This window comes from Haloprofundus halophilus (assembly GCF_003439925.1).
GTDB lineage: Archaea > Halobacteriota > Halobacteria > Halobacteriales > Haloferacaceae > Haloprofundus > Haloprofundus halophilus.
The window spans coordinates 459696-475279 of record NZ_QQRR01000001.1; the positions used below are offsets into that span (position 1 = coordinate 459696).

Genomic DNA, 15584 nt, shown 5'->3' on the forward strand with positions numbered 1-15584 from the left:
GAACCACTAAGTCGACGGCCTCCCAACAGAACTCACGCCATGAGCACCGACGAGATGTCCGAGATCGACGAGACGCGAACGTGGCCCGAACTCGCCCTCGGCCTCTACGAGCGGTTGACCGGGCGAGGCGCGGAGATAACGTACGAGTTCGAGGATATGGAGGTGGACGTGCCGAGCAAGACCGGCGAGGACGCCGACCACGCCCACTGGCGACTCGACGGCACGCTCCGCATCAGCACCCGCGAACCGGACGAGTGACCGACGACGTGACCGACGCGCGCCGCCCGCTGGACGTCACGGCCGAACTGACGCTGACGGTCGAGGACGAAGACGTCCGCGTCGTCGGATACGGGGAGTTAGTCGTCGTCGACGCTCCTTCCCTCGCCGGGGCGCTCGCGCTCCTCCGCGGGACGGGACGACTGCCGACCGAGCGGTTCGGCGAGAACGTCCGCGCGGCCGACGTGACCGTCGACGTGCGCGTCGACGGGGTGAGCGTCGCCCGTCTCGGACCGGGTATCCGGCCGGACGCCCTGTCGAGGAGAGTCGGCGTCGCGCCGGCCCGGCTCTCCCTCGGCGGAGCGGCGCTGGCGCTGCTCCGGCGGTAGCCGCGGGCTACCGCGTCGCCCGAATCAGCGCGAACAGCTCTTCTCTGAACCGTTCGGGGTCGAACGCGTCCGCCAGCGACGGCGAGCGGCCGGCGTCGGCCTCCATCGAGTCGTCCTCAGCGACGTTCGTCGGGTACGCGCCGCCGGCGAGCAGGAACTCGCCGCGAGCGTCGGTCGGCCAGGCGGCGAGCCACCCCCGGACGCCGACGACCGCTCCGCCGGCCCGGGCGCGGGCGTCGTACCCCGCGAGTCTGGCCTCGGTCCCGCGAACGTCGAACCGTCGCTCGGAGGCTCTGTCGACGGCGAGGAAGCCGCGTTCGCGGAGCTTCGTCTCGAAGCCGGCCATCGACCGGTCGGCGACCAGCCGGAACAGCGTCCGCGACGCGGGTGGTTTCGGGGCGAGTCGAAGTCGGCTCGCGAAGAAGAAGCGGCGGACCGGAGTCGAATCGGGCCGTCGCGGGAGGCGCTCGGCGAGCGTCGCGTTTTCGTAGACGACCGTGTGAGCGGTCACGCGGACGAGTCCGGCGTCGAAGGGGCGTTCGACGCTCGACTCGACCTGTCGCCACCCGTCGAGGCGGTCCTCGGGGACCGCCGGGGGTGGCACGCGCATCGTTCAGTGGTCGTCTTCGCGCCACTTGTGTTCGCACTCGGTACAGACGAAGAATCGCGTCTCGGACTCGTCGGCCGAGCGAATCTGCTGCATGTACCAGTAGGCGGTGTCGTTGCCGCACTCGGGGCAGTGTGCGGTCGTCGTCGGCAGGCCGCTCGTGCCGCCCTCGGACTCGATGACTTCGGACTCCTCTTGAGCCTGCGTCGTCACCATCGCCTGCTCTTTGGCCTGGTCGCGCAGTTTCTCGTGACCGCACTTCGTGCAGACCCAGTTGTCGCCTTGCGTCTGCATCATCGAACCGCATTCGTCGCAGAACTCCATAGGAGTGATATCAGCGTACTCGGCTACTTAAACGTCGGGATTCGGCGTCGGAACCGCCCGACGGCGCGTCCGCGTCCTCGGGACGGCGACGGCATCCGGCGCTGTCAGGCGTCGCCCTCCGACTGTCCCGGTTCTCCCAGCGCTTCGACGGGCAGGACGTTGTACAACTCCTCGGACAGCTCTTCGGAACTGCGGAACCTCTCGCTGCGCGTCTCCGAAACTAACTCGCCGAGGTTCGCCTCCCCATCGGCGAGCGCTACGGTCGTGTCGGCGTACTCCGCGACGGCCTCGTCGCGGGCGACCGGGTACGAGAGCCGCTCGAAGGCGGTGTCGACTCGACTCAGTTTTATCGTCTCACTCATGGGTTCTATATCGCCTTCGAGACACATAGCTTCGGCGTCCCCGCCGCGGGACGGTGAGTTTCCGGCGCAGCGCAGTCTGCGATTCGGTGACACGATTTTCGGGTTCGCGCTCGGACGACACGCGAGCGGTTACGACGTCTCTAAGCGGTCTGTGTCGCCGTCCACGGGCGAATCCGCGTCGCAGACGACCGGGTCGTAGTCGCTCTCGACGGAGTAGCCGCCGCAGGTCGGACAGACGTGGTACTCGACCGAGTACGTCTCGCCGCACCCCCGACACTTGTACGGCCCGCCGTTCGCCTCGCCGCTCTCGGAGAGGCGGTCGGCGATGGCCGCGAACGGGTTCATACCTCTGCGAAAGGAAGATTATAACATTGTTATGAATGTACTAAAAACGGTAGAGTAACTCGTTAGTGACTATCTAATCGGACGACATTCACTCGAAGTCGGGGTCTCGTTTGTCGAGGAACGCGTCCATCCCCTCTCGCTGGTCGTGCGTGCCGAACAGTCCGCTCCACGCCCGACGCTCGTAGACGAGGCCCGCGCCCTGCGGTTCCTCGTGAACGGCGTTGATGGTCTCTTTCGCCGTCTGCAGCGCGAACTTCGGTTTCGCGGCGAGTTCGGCAGCGCGGGTGGAGACGACGTCGTCGAGTTCGTCGTGGGCGACGACTTCGCCGACGAGGCCGTGTTCGTGGGCGTCGGTCGCGTCGACGCGGTCGCCGAAGTAGATCATCCGCCGGGCGAGTTCGTCGCCGACGAGGCGCGGCAGTCGCTGGCTGCCGCCCCATCCGGGCGTGATGCCGAGGTCGATCTCGGTCTGGCCGATGACGGCGCGTTCGGAGGCGACCCGGAGGTCGCAGGCCAGCGCGAGTTCGCAGCCGCCGCCGAAGGCGTAGCCGTTGATGGCGGCGATGACGGGGGCGGGAAACGTTTCGAGGCGGTCGGCGACGCGGTGACCGAGTTCGGCGTATTCCTGCGCTTCGGGCACCGAGAGCTCCTTCATGTAGGAGATGTCCGCGCCGGCGACGAACGCCTTCTCGCCCGCGCCGGTGAGGACGACGACGCGCGCGTCGGCCGCCTCGGCCTCGTCGAGGGCGTCTTCGAGCGCTTCGAGCGTCTCGACGTTGAGCGCGTTGAGTCGGTCCGGTCGGTTGACGGTGATGGTCGCCACGTCGTCGCTGTCGATGTCGAGGAGTACGGTCTCCGCCATACTCGTGGGTCACGCCGATTCGGGATAATCGTTCGGCCCGCGGTCGATACAGCGGCGAGTTCCGGTCGACGAACGGTCTTCGCTCGCATCGGTGACGCCGAGAGCGCGGTACGCCATCTCAGCCCGCGGTCCCGGCCACACTCCAGAACACCGATATCCTCCCTCCCCGAACACCCGGCAATGACCCTCTCGGACGAGGACAAGGAGCGGTTGGCGGACGTGGTCAAACTCCAACCGACGAAGAACAAGGAACTGCAGGACCGCTGGGACCTCGACAGCGGCAGCGAGGTCCACCGCTACCTCGAAGGCACGCTCAAGGAGTACTACTACCGCGACGAGAACAGCCTCATCCGGGCGACGACGGAGGCCGCGGAGCTGCTCGGCATCGACCCGCCGGTCGAGGACGAACGCGACGAGGGCGCGCCGAGCGTGCTTCGCGTCCCCGAACTCGAGTCGCGGGTGTTCGAGGTCGTCGCCGGACCCGACGAGCGCTCCGAGAGCGTCGTCAGCGTGCTGAACAAGCTCCGCGAGCGGTTCGACGTCGACCCCGAGGCCGCCGACGTCCGCCGGGCGCTGCAGAGCCTCAAGCGGAAGGGCGTCGTCGAGGTCACCTACCGGACGGTGCCGACGTTCAAACTCGCCGTCGACCGCGACGAGGTCGACGTCGAAGTCGTCTGAGTCGGAGACGCGGCCGCCCGCGCGTCCTGTACCACGCCCACGACCGCTGGCGACGTCCGGCCGCTGGCGACGTCCGGCCATACACACACCCCCTGCCGAAACGTTCATCCGAGCGCTCCCCCCTAACGCACCCCGATGAGAGACGACGAGGGCGACGACGCCGACGAGTCGACTGCCGCGACGTCGGAAGGAAGCGGCCGAACGCCCGAACGCGACCGAGACGGCGGCCCCGGCGCTCGCCCGGGGACGGTACACGTCGACGCGTTCGGCGCGGTCGGCGACGGCGACGCCGACGACGGTCCCGCGTTGCAGGCGGCACTCGACGCCGCCGCCGACCGCGGCGGCGGAACCGTAACGCTGCCGCCCGGTACGTACCGCCACGAGCGCTCGCTGCTCTACGGTTCGAACCTCGTCGTCGACGGTCACGGCGCGACGCTCCTGTTCGACCCGCCGGACCCCGACGCGACGGCGCTCGTCCCGCGAAGCTACGGCGGCGGCGAACGGGTGAGACAGGTCGTCGTCGACGGACTGACCCTCGGTTCGGTCGACCCCGCGAAGGGGAACGGTATCGGCGTCGCCCACGCCGAAGACGTCACCGTCCGCGGCTGTCGGGGCGAGAACCTCCGCTGGCACCTCGTCGACGTGGCGGGCGGGAAAGACGTGCTCGTGCGGAACTGCTACGCGGTCGGTCTCCGGTCGGCCGCCTACCAGGCGGACAACCTCACCGAGCGCGGCGGCCTCGTCGTCGCCCCGCCCGGAGGCGGCGTCGAGAACGCCGCCGTCGACGGCTCCGCCAACGAGAACGTCGCCATCGTCAACAACGTCGCCGAGGACTGCGCGCGCGGCGTGCACCTCCACCGCAGCGGCGGCCACGACCTCTCGGTCGACGGGAACAAGATCCGACGCTGCACCGACGTCGGCATCCTCGGCGACGACGGCACCGACTGGCACGACGTACGCATCACCGGCAACATCGTCGAGGGAACGGAGACGTCGACCGGCATCCGCCTCGACGGCCGCTACCGAAACATCTCCGTGGAGAACAACACCGTCAGGAACCACGGCGGCGACGGCATCACGGTTCACCCCGGGGGCCACGGAGCGGCGGGCGACGTCTCCGACGGGCCCGACGAGTTCGAGGAGGCCGTCGCCGAGGGCGTCAGTGTCTCCGACAACACCATCGAGTGCGTCGGCGGTGCAGGTATCGCGCTCCGCCGGGCCTCGGGGGAAGTCGCCGACAACTACGTCTACGACGTGGGAATCGGCGGGAGTCGGCGTGACGGCTCGACCGAGGGCCGCGAAGACGGGAGCCTTCGAGGCCGTCCGATCCACGAACCGTCGGGCGTCGTCGTCGAGCGCGGCGACGGCGTCACCGTCACCGACAACGTCTGTCGCGCCGTCGCGGGCGTCGGGTTCGTCGTTCGCGGCGGCCGCAACGTCGCGGTCACGGCGAACGAACTGTTCGACTTCGAGGTCGGCGTGCTCGCCGTCTCCGACCCGACGCCGACCGCCCGAGTGCGGGTCGCGGCCAACACGCTCGAAGGCCGGGAGGGTTCGCAGTGCGGCATCCGTCTCCGCGGCGGCTTCGACCACCGCCTCGACGGGAACGACTGTCGACGGGTCGACCGCGGGGTCGAACTCCTCGGCGTCCGCCGCGTCTTCTTCCGCGACACCGACGTCGTCGGCGGAGGCGACGACGGGGACGACGGGGAGGTCGGCTATCTCCTCGACGGCTGCGAGGAGCTCCGCTTCCGCGACAACGACGCCGACGGCTTCGCGCGGTCGACGGTTCTCACGGGGTCGACCGATATCGAGGGGCAGCTCCCACACGCCGACGTTCGCGTCGGCTCCGACTGTGCCGACGTGACGTTGACGTTCCCGGGCCGCGCGCCGCCGACCGAGGGACGCTTCGACGTCGGATGCCGCGTCCGCAACGTCGAACCGTCGCCCGGAGGCGCGATGGGTTGGGTCTGCGTCGACGGCGGCGACCCCGGTACGTGGCACCCCTTCGGCCGAATCGACCACGACTCGGTCTGACGGGTCTCAGGAGTCGGGCGCGGACGGTTATCAGGAGTCGGGTGCGGACGGTTATCGGGAGTCGGGCGCGGACCGCTCGCGGACGCGCGCACGCCGCCGTTCGAGCAACCGCTCGATTCCCTTGCCCGGACCGCCCTCTATCGGCCACCCTCTCGTCCGCCACTGCGGGGGTTCGGGCTGGAAGGAACCGCACGACCCCGCGCACTCGGCGGCGGTCTGGTGGCGACCTTTCGCCGCGCACCACGGGAGGAGCGCGTCGCCCGCGCGTCGAAGTTCGAAGTGCCGACAGTCCTGGCGCATCGTCGAGTGGTACGACCGCCAGCCGCGGCCGTAGGCGCGCTCTGCGAGTCGCAGACGCGTCTCCGCTCGGTCGCCGCAGTCGCCGCTGTCGACTCCGTCTCCGTCCGCTCTCGGCGACAGCGAACTCGGGTACCACGCCACCTCGCCCGCGTCGGCTCGGACCCCGGCCGAGAAGTCGAGCGCGAGGATGCCGACATCGACGGGGATGCTCTCGAGCAGCGCGGGTTCGACGGCCGCGTCGGTCGCCGCTGTCGCCAGCCACACCTCGTCGGCCAGCGCCGTCTCCACGTCGTGTTCCAACTGCCCCGAGAGCGCGCGCGCGGCGCTGGCGTCCAGGTCGGGTTTGTTCTCGATGGCGACGATGCGACGAACCCAGTCGGGGTACGGCGCGATGCGGCGAATCTCGATTCTCCGCCCTTTACGTCGCTTCTCGACGACGCCGCGGGCGGCGGCGCGGTGGATCGCCGCGAGGACGTAGCGCCACGGGTAGCCCGGATGGGGGAGCGCGTCGCGGTACCACGTCCACTCGGCAGGTGCGTGGCGAACGACGTGCAGGAGGTCGGAGTCGAGTTCGTCGTCACCGAACGCCGCGCGCGCGGCGAGCGCCTCGGGGTCGGCTTCGACGACGACGGTGTCCCAGCGGCGTCGCTTCGTGCCGAGCTGCCGCGCGACGACGAGCGCCGACTCGCGGTCGCTCTCCGGGGGCCACGCGCGTTCGGCCCACCGGCAGGTCAGAAGCTCGAAAACGAACTCCGAGTCGGCCGGATAGCTCACGGCCGCACTGCGAGCGCAGTCGCTATTCGTGTTACGGAACGCGGCGCGAGCGCGCGCCGACCCGCCTCACCCGCCGCGGGTCACGCGAGGTACTTTCGCTCCGGTTCGTCGTCGCCGTTCTCCGAGACGAGTTCGTTGAGGTAGTTGTGCGCCTCTTCGAGAATCTCGCGCGGGCCGTCCTGCGTGATCGTGTTGATGGCCTGTTCGTAGTCGCGCCACTGCAGGTCGCGGTGCTCGCTCGACAGCTCCGCGCTGGCCTCGAACGAGCGCGCGATGAACAGGTGGACCGTCTTGTGGATGGTCTTGCCACCGGCTTCGAACACGTAGTCGTACTCTCTGCGGAACCCGTCGACGAGGCGGAAGTCGTCGATGCCCGCCTCCTCTCCGATCTCTCTAATCGCCGTCTGCTGCAGTTCCTCATCGCCTTCGACCCCGCCTTTCGGGAACTCCCAGTCCCCGGGTCGGCTCTTCAGGAGCAGATACTCCCGTCGGCCGCGGGTGTCGCGGAAGAGGATGGCTCCAGCACTGACCGCTTCGACCGTCATTGTATCCACGTAGACCATCCCGTGTTAAGAGAATATCGGAGGCGTCGGCACAGTCTCGCACAGTCGACGCTCGACGGCGCGATTTCTGCGGAAACGTACCCGACTTTATCAGTGACCCGCCGTCGTCGACCGGTTCGCGCGCGTCGACGGTGCGGAGCGGCGGCTCCGTCGACCGAGAGGCGAGTCCCCGTGCGGAACAGTCACGCACGCCGCACGCTGTAGATGCGTTTTTACCGCTCCGCGTGCGAAACTGAGAGTAACCCCCCAGCTCATGACTTTTGTAACCAAACTCACTTTCGAAAGTGGTGACCGCGCCGTGCTCGACGACGTGGTGACGGGACTCAAACGGCTGCTCGAACGGAAAGGAGCGGAGTGCAAAGGTCCGCACTCCTCGTCGCCGGACCGACTGAGCGTCCCGCAGTACCGAACTCTCACGCGCGGCCGGGAGTTCTCGCCGTGGTCGTACACGGTGTACACGCGCCGACTCGAAATCCACGGCGCGGACCAGATCGCCCGCAGCGTCGCCGAGCGGCAGTTCCCCGACAGCGTCCACGTCGAAATCGAGATCGAGCAGAAGAAACCGCTCGGCCACCGCCAGAACTGACCTGCACCGGCGGAACTGGTATCTTCTCGTCGACGGTCGCCGTCCGTCTCAGAACGACGCCTCGGACCTGTCGAGCACCGCGAGCAGCTCCGCGGTGCCCCGATGCGACGCGGCGTCGAAGGAGTCGACGCGGATGCGCACTTTCCGGTCGAGGAGTTCCCCGTCCGGGTCGAGTTCGACGTCGTCCGCGGTCGTCGCGAGTCGCAACACCGTGTCGCCGATGCGGACGACCGGGGTGTCGCCGTCGACGCCGGTGACGTACGCTACCAGTCGGTCGCCGACGTCGTACGAGGGGGTGCTCGTCCGGAACGTCCACCCTGCGAGGAGCTTTCGGAACGCCCCACCGCCGTCGGTCCGCGCGTCGCGCTGCGACGAGCGGTCGCTCATACGCGACTCACCTCCTCGGAGACGCGGTCGGGGACGTACTCGCGGCCGTAGCCGGTGACCGCCGCGAAGACGAACACGCCGACGAGGAACCAGCCGTGGAACACGTACGGCCAGACCGAGGCGGGGTTGACGAGCATCGCCTGCGTGAACCACTCGTACTCCTCGGGCAGGCCGAGCATCACCGAGTAGCCCGCGAGCACGCCGCCGCCCCACGGGAAGATGTAACCGAGCGCCGAGGTGTTGGCGTCGAGGATGTTGGCCCGACGGTAGCCGTTGATGTTGAACCGACGGCCGAGCGTCGAGACGTACGGCGCGATGGCGATTTCGGCGGCCGTGTTGATGGTTATCATCGCGTTGACCAGCGCCGTGCCGAGCACCATCGTCAGTTCCGAGCGCCGGACCGAGGTGGCGACGCGGTTCAACAGCACGTCCTGGATGGCCTCGAAGCCGCCGCCGCGCTGGAGCACCTTCGCGCCCGCGACGATGAGCAACACGAGGACGATGAGCGGGAAGAAGCCCGCCGCGCCGCTGTAGATGCTCCCGCCGACCGACGGGTCGGCGTCGGCCCCCGCGGGAATCGTCTCGACGACGGCCCCGACGACGGGTGCGTCGGCGAAGGCGGCGGCGATGCCGGAGGAGGCGGGTGCGTTGAACACGAGCATCTCGCTGGCCGGCGCGAGGCCGAGCGCGAGGTTGAGGACGATTGCGACGATGAGCCCCCAGGAGATGGCCTCGACGATGTGTCGGCCCGAGACGGCCGTCACGATGACGACGGCGATGGAGAGCAGATGGACGAGGCCGAGCGCCGTCGCGTCCTCGATGACGGTGGCACCGACCGACATGGGTTCGCCGGCCATCGCGCTGCCGGCGACGAGGTAGGCCGCGAAGGCGAGCACGGCGGCGATGACGGCGTACTTGAACCGCGAGGCGACGACGCCGCCGATGTCCGCGTTCTGGGTGACGGCGCTGACGATGGTGGTGTCGCTGACGGGCGCGAGATTGTCGCCGAACACCGCCCCCGAGAGGATGGCCCCGAACAGCAGTACGGGGTTCGCGCCGAGGAGCACGCCCGCCGGGAAGACGAGACCGGTGAAGGCGATAGCGGTGCCGTAACCCGTGCCGATACCCGTCGCCAGCACCGCGGCGAGCAGGAACGTCAGCGCCGGGAACAGCGCCGCGCCGACGCTGAGCGCGTCGGCCGCCCAGACGAGACCGGAGACGAACTCGCCGACCTGTATCGTCTCGGCGAACATCCCGGCCCACAGCCACGCGACGATGGCGGTGACGGCGACGCGCTGGGTCATCCCCTCGAACAGCGCGTTGGCGTAGTGCTTCCAGTCTCCCTTCACGAACAACATTCCGAGGATGAGGCCGAGGAGCATCCCGGCGACCAACCCCGTCGTGTCGCCGATGCCGAAGAGACCGCTCTGTACGATAGCCCATACGATGAAGAACGCGATCGGGACGGTGCTCGCGAGGGGACCGCCGCGGAAACGTAGCGGCGGGCCCTCGGAGTCGTCGCCGAGTTCCGCACGACTCATATCAGTTCTGTCGACTCGGGCCGGACAAATAAGCGATACGTCTCGGCGAACTGTGAACCAGCGAACCAGTCCGTCCGGCGACGGTCCGTTCCGATTGCCCTTTTCTCCGGCTTTATGTGAACGCCTCCCAATCTCCGCGACATGAGCCAAAGCGAGTTCGACTACGTCGGCTTCCGCCGCGACCTGCACCGCCACCCCGAACCGGCGTGGCGAGAGTTCTACACCACCGCCCGCATCGTCGACGAACTGGAGAAACGCGACCTCGACGGGTTGTTCGTCGGCCGAGAGGCGCTCGCCGACGACCGCCCCGGCGTCCCCGACGACGCGGAACTCGACGAGTGGTTCGAGCGGGCCCGCGAGGCCGGCGCGCGCGAGGACGTCCTCGAGAAACTGGAGGGCGGCTACACCGGCGCCGTCGCCGTCGTCGAGAAGGGCGAGGGGCCGACCGTCGCGCTCCGCGTCGACATCGACGCGCTGCCCATCACCGAGGCCGACGAGGACGACCACGCGCCGGTCTCGGGTGACTTCCGCTCGGAGAACGAGGGGTTCATGCACGCGTGCGGCCACGACGCCCACGCGACCATCGGTCTCGGCGTCCTCGACGCGATCATCGACAGCGACTTCTCGGGGACGTTCAAGGTGTTCTTCCAGCCGAGCGAGGAGATCGTCTCCGGCGGCGGCCCGATGGCCGACAGCGGCCACCTCGACGACGTGGACTACCTGCTGGCCGTCCACATCGGTCTCGACCACCCCTCGGGCGAGATCGTCGCGGGCGTCGACGGTTTTCTGGCCGTCCACCACTTCCGCGCGGAGTTCACCGGCCACCCCGCCCACGCCGGGGCGCGCCCCGAGGAGGGCGACAACGCGGTGCAGGCGATGGCCGCCGCGATTCAGAACCTCTACGCGATTCCCCGACACGCCGACGGCGCGACTCGAATCAACGCCGGCCTCGTCGGCGGCGGTACGGCGACGAACATCATCCCCGAGGAGTCGTTCATCGACGGCGAGGTCCGCGGCGAGACGACCGAACTGATGGAGTACATGCAGGAGAAGGCGTACCGCGTGATGGAGGCGGCCGCGGAGATGCACGGCTGTGAGGTGTCGCTGACGACGGAGGGCGAGGCCCCCAGCGCTCGTAGCGACGACGCACTCGTGAACGTCGTCTCCGCGGTCGCAGGCGACAACGACGGCGTCACCTCGCTCGTCGAACGCGACGCGCTCGGCGGCAGCGAGGACGCGACGTTCCTCATGCAGAAAGTACAGGACAACGGCGGGAAGGCCGCCTACGTCGGCGTCGGCACCGACCACCCCGGCGGCCACCACACCCGGACGTTCGACGTGAACGAAGACGACCTCGACTTGGGTATCGAGGTGCTCGCCGACTCGATTCTCGAAGTCGCGGCGACGCGGCCGTAGGGCGACGCGTTCACCTCCTCTTCCCGCCCTATCGCCTGACGACCAACGTCACGATTCCGAGGACGAGGAGCGCGATTCCGTACCACAGCGAATCGCCGGGGAGGTACGCGAGAATCAGCGTGACGATGCCTGAAGAGAGAAGCGACCAGCCGATGGTAGTTCGGTACGTCATACAGTGGTGACGACGCGCAGACTGATAGTGGTGGGGGCGGTCCGTCGCGGACGAGGCCGAATGCGGTTCCGGTGCGGTCTGCGGTACTCACTCGTGCTCTGCGCCGCGAGCGAGTGAAACGAGCGAGCGGCCTTTTTGGTGCAGATTTTTGCAAGCGGGGGTGCGCGAAGCGCACCCTCCGCAGCAAAAAGGTGCGTTCTAGTACTTCGCTTCCGCGCCGGTCGTCTCGTAGATTCGGTCCATCAGGTCGTCGCGGTGGATCTGCCACCCCGAGAGCGCGCTCGGGCGCGTCGGGTAGCGGTCGTAGTGGTTCATCAGTTGCTCGGCGAGTCGCTTCGTCTGGTAGAACGTCTTTATCTCCCGCCAGTAGCCGGCGCTCTTGAACGCGGTCTGCGCCATCAGGAGCGGGCTCATCGACGTTTTGCCGGAGTACAGCGCCTCGGCGAGTTTCTCGCCCGGCAGCGCCGCGAGCAGCCCCATCAGATCGTCGACGTCGACGGCCGTCGAGAGGACGTTGTACACGTCGAGGCCGGCGTAGCGGCCGCCGAAGTGGTCCATCACGCGCTCGTTGTAGTGCCAGAGCGCGTCCTCGGATACGTCGCCGTCCGCGATGGCGCGGACGGCCTGCTCGGCGGCGTACTTTCCGGCGTAGGCCGCCCCGGCGATGCCACCGCCGGTCGTCGGGTTGACGTGACCCGCGGCGTCGCCCGCGGCGATGAACCCCGGCGCGGTGGCGGAGTCGTACGGTCGGCGGGTCGGCAGCGCCGCGCCGAGTTTGTCGGTGACCGTCGCGCCCTCGAACTCGGGGCGCGCGCGGAGGTCCTGTTTGAGGTCCTCGACGAGTTTCATCGGCTGCTCGTTCATCTGGAAACCGAGACCCGCGTTGATGGTCGTCGACGTGCGCGGGAAGTACCAGAGGTAGCCCGCCGCGCGCTTCGTCGGTTTGAACACGAGCGCGTCGTCCCACTCGACGGGTTCGTCGACCTCGACGATCTCGCGGTACGCCGAACAGAACTGCGAGTAGCGGACGTTCGTGTCGAACGTCGCCCCCGAGAGGTCGGCTTTGTCCTGCAGAAGCGACAGCGAACCCGCGCCGTCGATGGTGACGTCGGCCTCGAACTCGACGACGTCGCCCTTGTGCTTGCCGCGGACGCCCGTGACGGTGCCGTCGTCGGCCTGCGTCACGTCCTGGACGACGGTGTCGTAGTGGAACTCGACGCCGGCGTTTTCGGCACCTTCGATGAGGAGGCGACCGTACTCCCAGCGGTCGATGACCGCGAGTTCGCCGGGGACCGGGATTTCGAGCACGGTGTCGTGGCTCGGTATCTCGAAGCGGCCGTGGTCGACGTCCGTGTTGGTGAACGCGGGCTGAATCTGCGCTTTCGGAATCGACTCGGGGAACGCGTCCGCGCCCTTCAGCGCGTCGCCGCAGGCGATGTGTCCCGCTTCTTCCTCGTCCTTCCGCTCGACGATAGCGACGTCGAGTCCCGCGTTCGCCACCGTCGCGGCGGCGTAGCAACCGGCGGTCCCCGCGCCGACGACGACGACATCGTACTCGTGCGTAGTCATTAGTCGTGAGTCTCGTAGGCGGAAGCAAAACTCTTTATTCCCAAATCTGTCCTTCGACCCCCGACATAATTGCCCCCGCGCGAGTTCCGCCGGCACGGGATATCCTCACGTACAGTCGGTTCACCGTACCGACGAAACGACTTACTCGTCGGCCCCGAATACGCGGTTATCCTCCCCGGAAACGTACTCTACTCGTTATGTCTTCGCACGGACGACCCCCGACAGACGACCGACGGCCGACGCTCGGTCCCGAGGCTCTCGACGCGTTCGCCGACGCCTTCGGCGGGGAGATACTGCTCCCGTCCGACGCGGGGTACGACGACGCGCGCCGCATCTGGAACGGGATGATAGACAAGCGTCCGGCGGTCATCGCTCGCTGCTCGGGGACCGCCGACGTCGTCGCCGCGGTGCGGTTCGCCCGCGAGCGCGACCTCCCGCTCGCGGTCCGCGGCGGCGGCCACAACGTCGCGGGCACCGCCGTCTGCGACGACGGCCTCGTCGTCGACCTCTCGGGGATGGACGGCGTGTTCGTCGACCCCGACGCGCGGCGGGTCCGCGCGCAGGGCGGCGCGACGCTCGGCGACGTCGACCGCGAGACCCTGCTGTTCGGTCTCGCCACCGCACTCGGCGTCGTCTCCGAGACGGGTATCGCCGGACTCACCCTGAACGGCGGGGTCGGACATCTCCGCCGGAAGTACGGCCTCTCGCTCGACAACCTCGTCTCGGTCGAACTCGTCACCGCCGACGGCTCGGTGGTGACCGCCAGCGAGTCGGCGAACCCGGACCTCTTCTGGGCGATTCGCGGCGGCGGCGGCAACTTCGGCGTCGTCACCGCCTTCGAGTACGAACTCCACGAGGTCGGACCGGAGGTGTTCGGACTGTTCGTCTGGCACCGCGGCGACGACGCGCGAGCGGTGCTCGACGCCTTCCGCGACTACGCCGCCGACGCCTCCCGAGACGGCAGCGTCGTCCCGTTCTACGCGACGGTTCCCGAACTCGACGAGTTCCCGGAGGAGGCGCGGGGCGAGTCGGCGGTCGTGTTCCTCGGCTGCTACGACGGTCCGGCCGAAGACGCGGAAGCCGAGTTCGAGACGCTGCGAACCGTCGTCGACCCGCTGGTCGACTTCAGCGGCGTGATGGCGTACACGGCGCTTCAGTCGATGCTCGACGAGGACTACCCCGACGGACTCCGCTACTACTGGAAGGCCAGTTACGTGACGGAACTCACCGACGACGTCGTCGACCTCGTGATTCGATACGGACGCGAGAGTCCGTCGACGCTGTCGACGGTCGACGTCTGGCACCTCGGCGGCGCGATTTCCGACGTCGCCCCCGAGGAGACGGCGTTCTGGCACCGGGACGCGCCGTTCATGGTCACGTTCGAGGCGAACTGGGAGGACCCCGAGACCGACGACGCGAACGTCGCGTGGGCTCGAAACGGCCTCGCCGAACTCCGAGAGATGGACGTCGCCGCCGGCGCGTACGGTAACTTCCCCGGCTTCGGCGAGGACCCCGCGCGGACGCTGTTCGGCGAGAACTACGAGCGGTTAGTCGAGGTAAAGCGCGAGTACGACCCGGAGAACGTGTTCAGGCTGAACCAGAACGTCGCGCCGAAACCGGCGACCGGGGATGTCCGATGACCAGCGTCGCGTCGACAGACCGCGCAACGTCGAGCGACGGGACCGAAATCGCGTACGAACGAACCGGCGACGGGCCACCGCTCGTCTTGGTTCACGGGACCGCCGGCGACCACACCGACTGGCAGCGAGTGCGCCCGGCACTCGACGAACGGTTCGCCGTCTACGCGCTCGACCGACGCGGCCGAGGTGAGAGCGTCGACACCGCGAAGTACGCGCTCGAACGGGAGCTCGAAGACGTCGCTGCGGTCGTCGATTCGGTCGACGAACCGGTCGTCCTGCTCGGTCACTCCGCCGGGGCGCTCTACGCGCTGGAAGCCACGCTGCGAACCGACAACGTCGAACGGCTGGTGCTGTACGAACCGCCGATTGCCGAGGTCGGAGAGCGTCTCGTCCCCGCAGAGACCGTTGCCCGCATCGAAGCTCACCTCGACGACGGTGACCGCGAAGAGGCGTTCACGGTGTTTCTTCGGGAGGCCGCCGGCGAGTCGCGGGAGGATATCGAGGCCCTGAAAGCCGCTCCGGCGTGGGGCGTCGGCCTCGAAACGGCGCACACTATTCCGCGGGAGATTCGCGCCATCGACGACTACCGATTCGACTCCGACCGGTTCGCGGCGTTCACGGTCCCGACGCTGCTTCTGTCCGGTGGCGAAAGCCCGCCGTTCATGGAGCGAGCGACCGCGCTCGTCGACAAGGCCCTGCCGAACACCCGAGTCGTCACGCTTCCGGGGGCAGGCCACGAGGCGATGAACACCGCGCCCGAATCGTTCGTCGAGACGGTGGTCGAGTCGCTGCGCTCTCCGGGGTGAGCACGTGGAG

Annotated in this window: 19 protein-coding genes; 8 read left to right on the plus strand and 11 right to left on the minus strand. The window is 68.4% G+C overall.

Annotated elements, in window-relative coordinates; genetic code table 11:
• Positions 1 to 39 precede the first annotated feature (39 nt).
• Positions 40 to 258: a hypothetical protein gene (locus DV709_RS02225; protein ID WP_117591351.1), complete on the plus strand. Its 219-nt coding sequence runs from the start codon at positions 40 to 42 to the stop codon at positions 256 to 258.
• A complete protein-coding gene (locus DV709_RS02230; protein WP_117591352.1) occupies positions 255 to 605 on the plus strand; it encodes a hypothetical protein in 351 nt (116 codons plus the stop codon). The genes DV709_RS02225 and DV709_RS02230 overlap by 4 nt, the downstream gene beginning before the upstream one ends.
• 7 nt (positions 606 to 612) lie before the next feature.
• On the opposite strand, the gene DV709_RS02235 is transcribed toward DV709_RS02230, so the two are convergent.
• The 5 genes from DV709_RS02235 to DV709_RS02255 all read right to left on the minus strand — a co-directional run bounded on the left by DV709_RS02235 (position 613) and on the right by DV709_RS02255 (position 3105).
• A complete protein-coding gene (locus DV709_RS02235; protein WP_117591353.1) occupies positions 613 to 1215 on the minus strand; it encodes a hypothetical protein in 603 nt (200 codons plus the stop codon).
• A gap of 3 nt (positions 1216 to 1218) precedes the next feature.
• Positions 1219 to 1536 carry a transcription factor S gene (locus DV709_RS02240; protein WP_117591354.1) on the minus strand — a complete coding sequence of 106 codons (318 nt, stop codon included), beginning with the start codon at positions 1534 to 1536 and terminating at the stop codon, positions 1219 to 1221.
• 104 nt (positions 1537 to 1640) lie between these two features.
• Positions 1641 to 1898: a DUF5789 family protein gene (locus tag DV709_RS02245; RefSeq protein WP_117591355.1), complete on the minus strand. Its 258-nt coding sequence runs from the start codon at positions 1896 to 1898 to the stop codon at positions 1641 to 1643.
• Positions 1899 to 2027: 129 nt separating this feature from the next.
• On the minus strand, positions 2028 to 2243 hold the full coding sequence (locus DV709_RS02250; protein WP_117591356.1) for a hypothetical protein: 216 nt from the start codon (positions 2241 to 2243) through the stop codon (positions 2028 to 2030).
• Between the two features lie 88 nt (positions 2244 to 2331).
• Complete coding sequence (locus DV709_RS02255; RefSeq protein WP_117591357.1) at positions 2332 to 3105, minus strand: enoyl-CoA hydratase/isomerase family protein; 774 nt, start codon at positions 3103 to 3105, stop codon at positions 2332 to 2334.
• Between the two features lie 180 nt (positions 3106 to 3285).
• Here DV709_RS02255 and DV709_RS02260 point away from each other — a divergent pair, with 180 nt between their 5' ends.
• Both DV709_RS02260 and DV709_RS02265 read left to right on the plus strand, forming a co-directional pair.
• Positions 3286 to 3783 (plus strand): DUF5797 family protein, encoded by a 498-nt coding sequence (locus tag DV709_RS02260; protein ID WP_117591358.1) that lies wholly within the window; start codon positions 3286 to 3288, stop codon positions 3781 to 3783.
• 135 nt (positions 3784 to 3918) lie between these two features.
• Positions 3919 to 5820: a right-handed parallel beta-helix repeat-containing protein gene (locus DV709_RS02265; RefSeq protein ID WP_117591359.1), complete on the plus strand. Its 1902-nt coding sequence runs from the start codon at positions 3919 to 3921 to the stop codon at positions 5818 to 5820.
• 51 nt (positions 5821 to 5871) lie between these two features.
• Here DV709_RS02265 and DV709_RS02270 read toward each other — a convergent pair whose 3' ends face one another.
• Together DV709_RS02270 and DV709_RS02275 are read right to left on the minus strand one after the other, a co-directional pair.
• A complete protein-coding gene (locus DV709_RS02270) occupies positions 5872 to 6894 on the minus strand; it encodes a DUF5787 family protein (protein ID WP_117591360.1) in 1023 nt (340 codons plus the stop codon).
• Between the two features lie 80 nt (positions 6895 to 6974).
• A complete protein-coding gene (locus DV709_RS02275) occupies positions 6975 to 7439 on the minus strand; it encodes a bis(5'-nucleosyl)-tetraphosphatase (RefSeq protein WP_117591361.1) in 465 nt (154 codons plus the stop codon).
• A 271-nt stretch (positions 7440 to 7710) separates the two neighbouring features.
• Here DV709_RS02275 and DV709_RS02280 point away from each other — a divergent pair, with 271 nt between their 5' ends.
• The gene (locus tag DV709_RS02280; protein ID WP_117591363.1) at positions 7711 to 8043 is read left to right on the plus strand and encodes an uS10/mL48 family ribosomal protein; all 333 of its coding nucleotides are present in this window, start codon (positions 7711 to 7713) and stop codon (positions 8041 to 8043) included.
• A 48-nt stretch (positions 8044 to 8091) separates the two neighbouring features.
• Here the strand turns inward: DV709_RS02280 and DV709_RS02285 are convergent, their stop codons facing one another.
• On the minus strand, positions 8092 to 8430 hold the full coding sequence (locus DV709_RS02285) for a DUF7513 family protein (protein ID WP_117591365.1): 339 nt from the start codon (positions 8428 to 8430) through the stop codon (positions 8092 to 8094).
• Positions 8427 to 9971 carry a Na+/H+ antiporter NhaC family protein gene (locus tag DV709_RS02290; protein WP_117591367.1) on the minus strand — a complete coding sequence of 515 codons (1545 nt, stop codon included), beginning with the start codon at positions 9969 to 9971 and terminating at the stop codon, positions 8427 to 8429. Before DV709_RS02290 ends, DV709_RS02285 begins: the two co-directional genes overlap by 4 nt.
• A gap of 141 nt (positions 9972 to 10112) precedes the next feature.
• Between DV709_RS02290 and DV709_RS02295 the strand changes: the two genes are divergently transcribed.
• A complete protein-coding gene (locus tag DV709_RS02295) occupies positions 10113 to 11387 on the plus strand; it encodes an amidohydrolase (protein WP_117591369.1) in 1275 nt (424 codons plus the stop codon).
• Between the two features lie 28 nt (positions 11388 to 11415).
• On the opposite strand, the gene DV709_RS17935 is transcribed toward DV709_RS02295, so the two are convergent.
• A complete protein-coding gene (locus DV709_RS17935; protein ID WP_168191262.1) occupies positions 11416 to 11559 on the minus strand; it encodes a hypothetical protein in 144 nt (47 codons plus the stop codon).
• Positions 11560 to 11757: 198 nt separating this feature from the next.
• A complete protein-coding gene (locus tag DV709_RS02300; protein ID WP_117591371.1) occupies positions 11758 to 13128 on the minus strand; it encodes a geranylgeranyl reductase family protein in 1371 nt (456 codons plus the stop codon).
• A gap of 197 nt (positions 13129 to 13325) precedes the next feature.
• Between DV709_RS02300 and DV709_RS02305 the strand changes: the two genes are divergently transcribed.
• Both DV709_RS02305 and DV709_RS02310 read left to right on the plus strand, forming a co-directional pair.
• Positions 13326 to 14768, plus strand: a complete 1443-nt coding sequence (locus DV709_RS02305; protein ID WP_117591373.1) for an FAD-binding oxidoreductase — start codon at positions 13326 to 13328, stop codon at positions 14766 to 14768.
• The gene (locus tag DV709_RS02310; protein WP_117591375.1) at positions 14765 to 15574 is read left to right on the plus strand and encodes an alpha/beta fold hydrolase; all 810 of its coding nucleotides are present in this window, start codon (positions 14765 to 14767) and stop codon (positions 15572 to 15574) included. Before DV709_RS02305 ends, DV709_RS02310 begins: the two co-directional genes overlap by 4 nt.
• Positions 15575 to 15584: the final 10 nt, after the last annotated feature.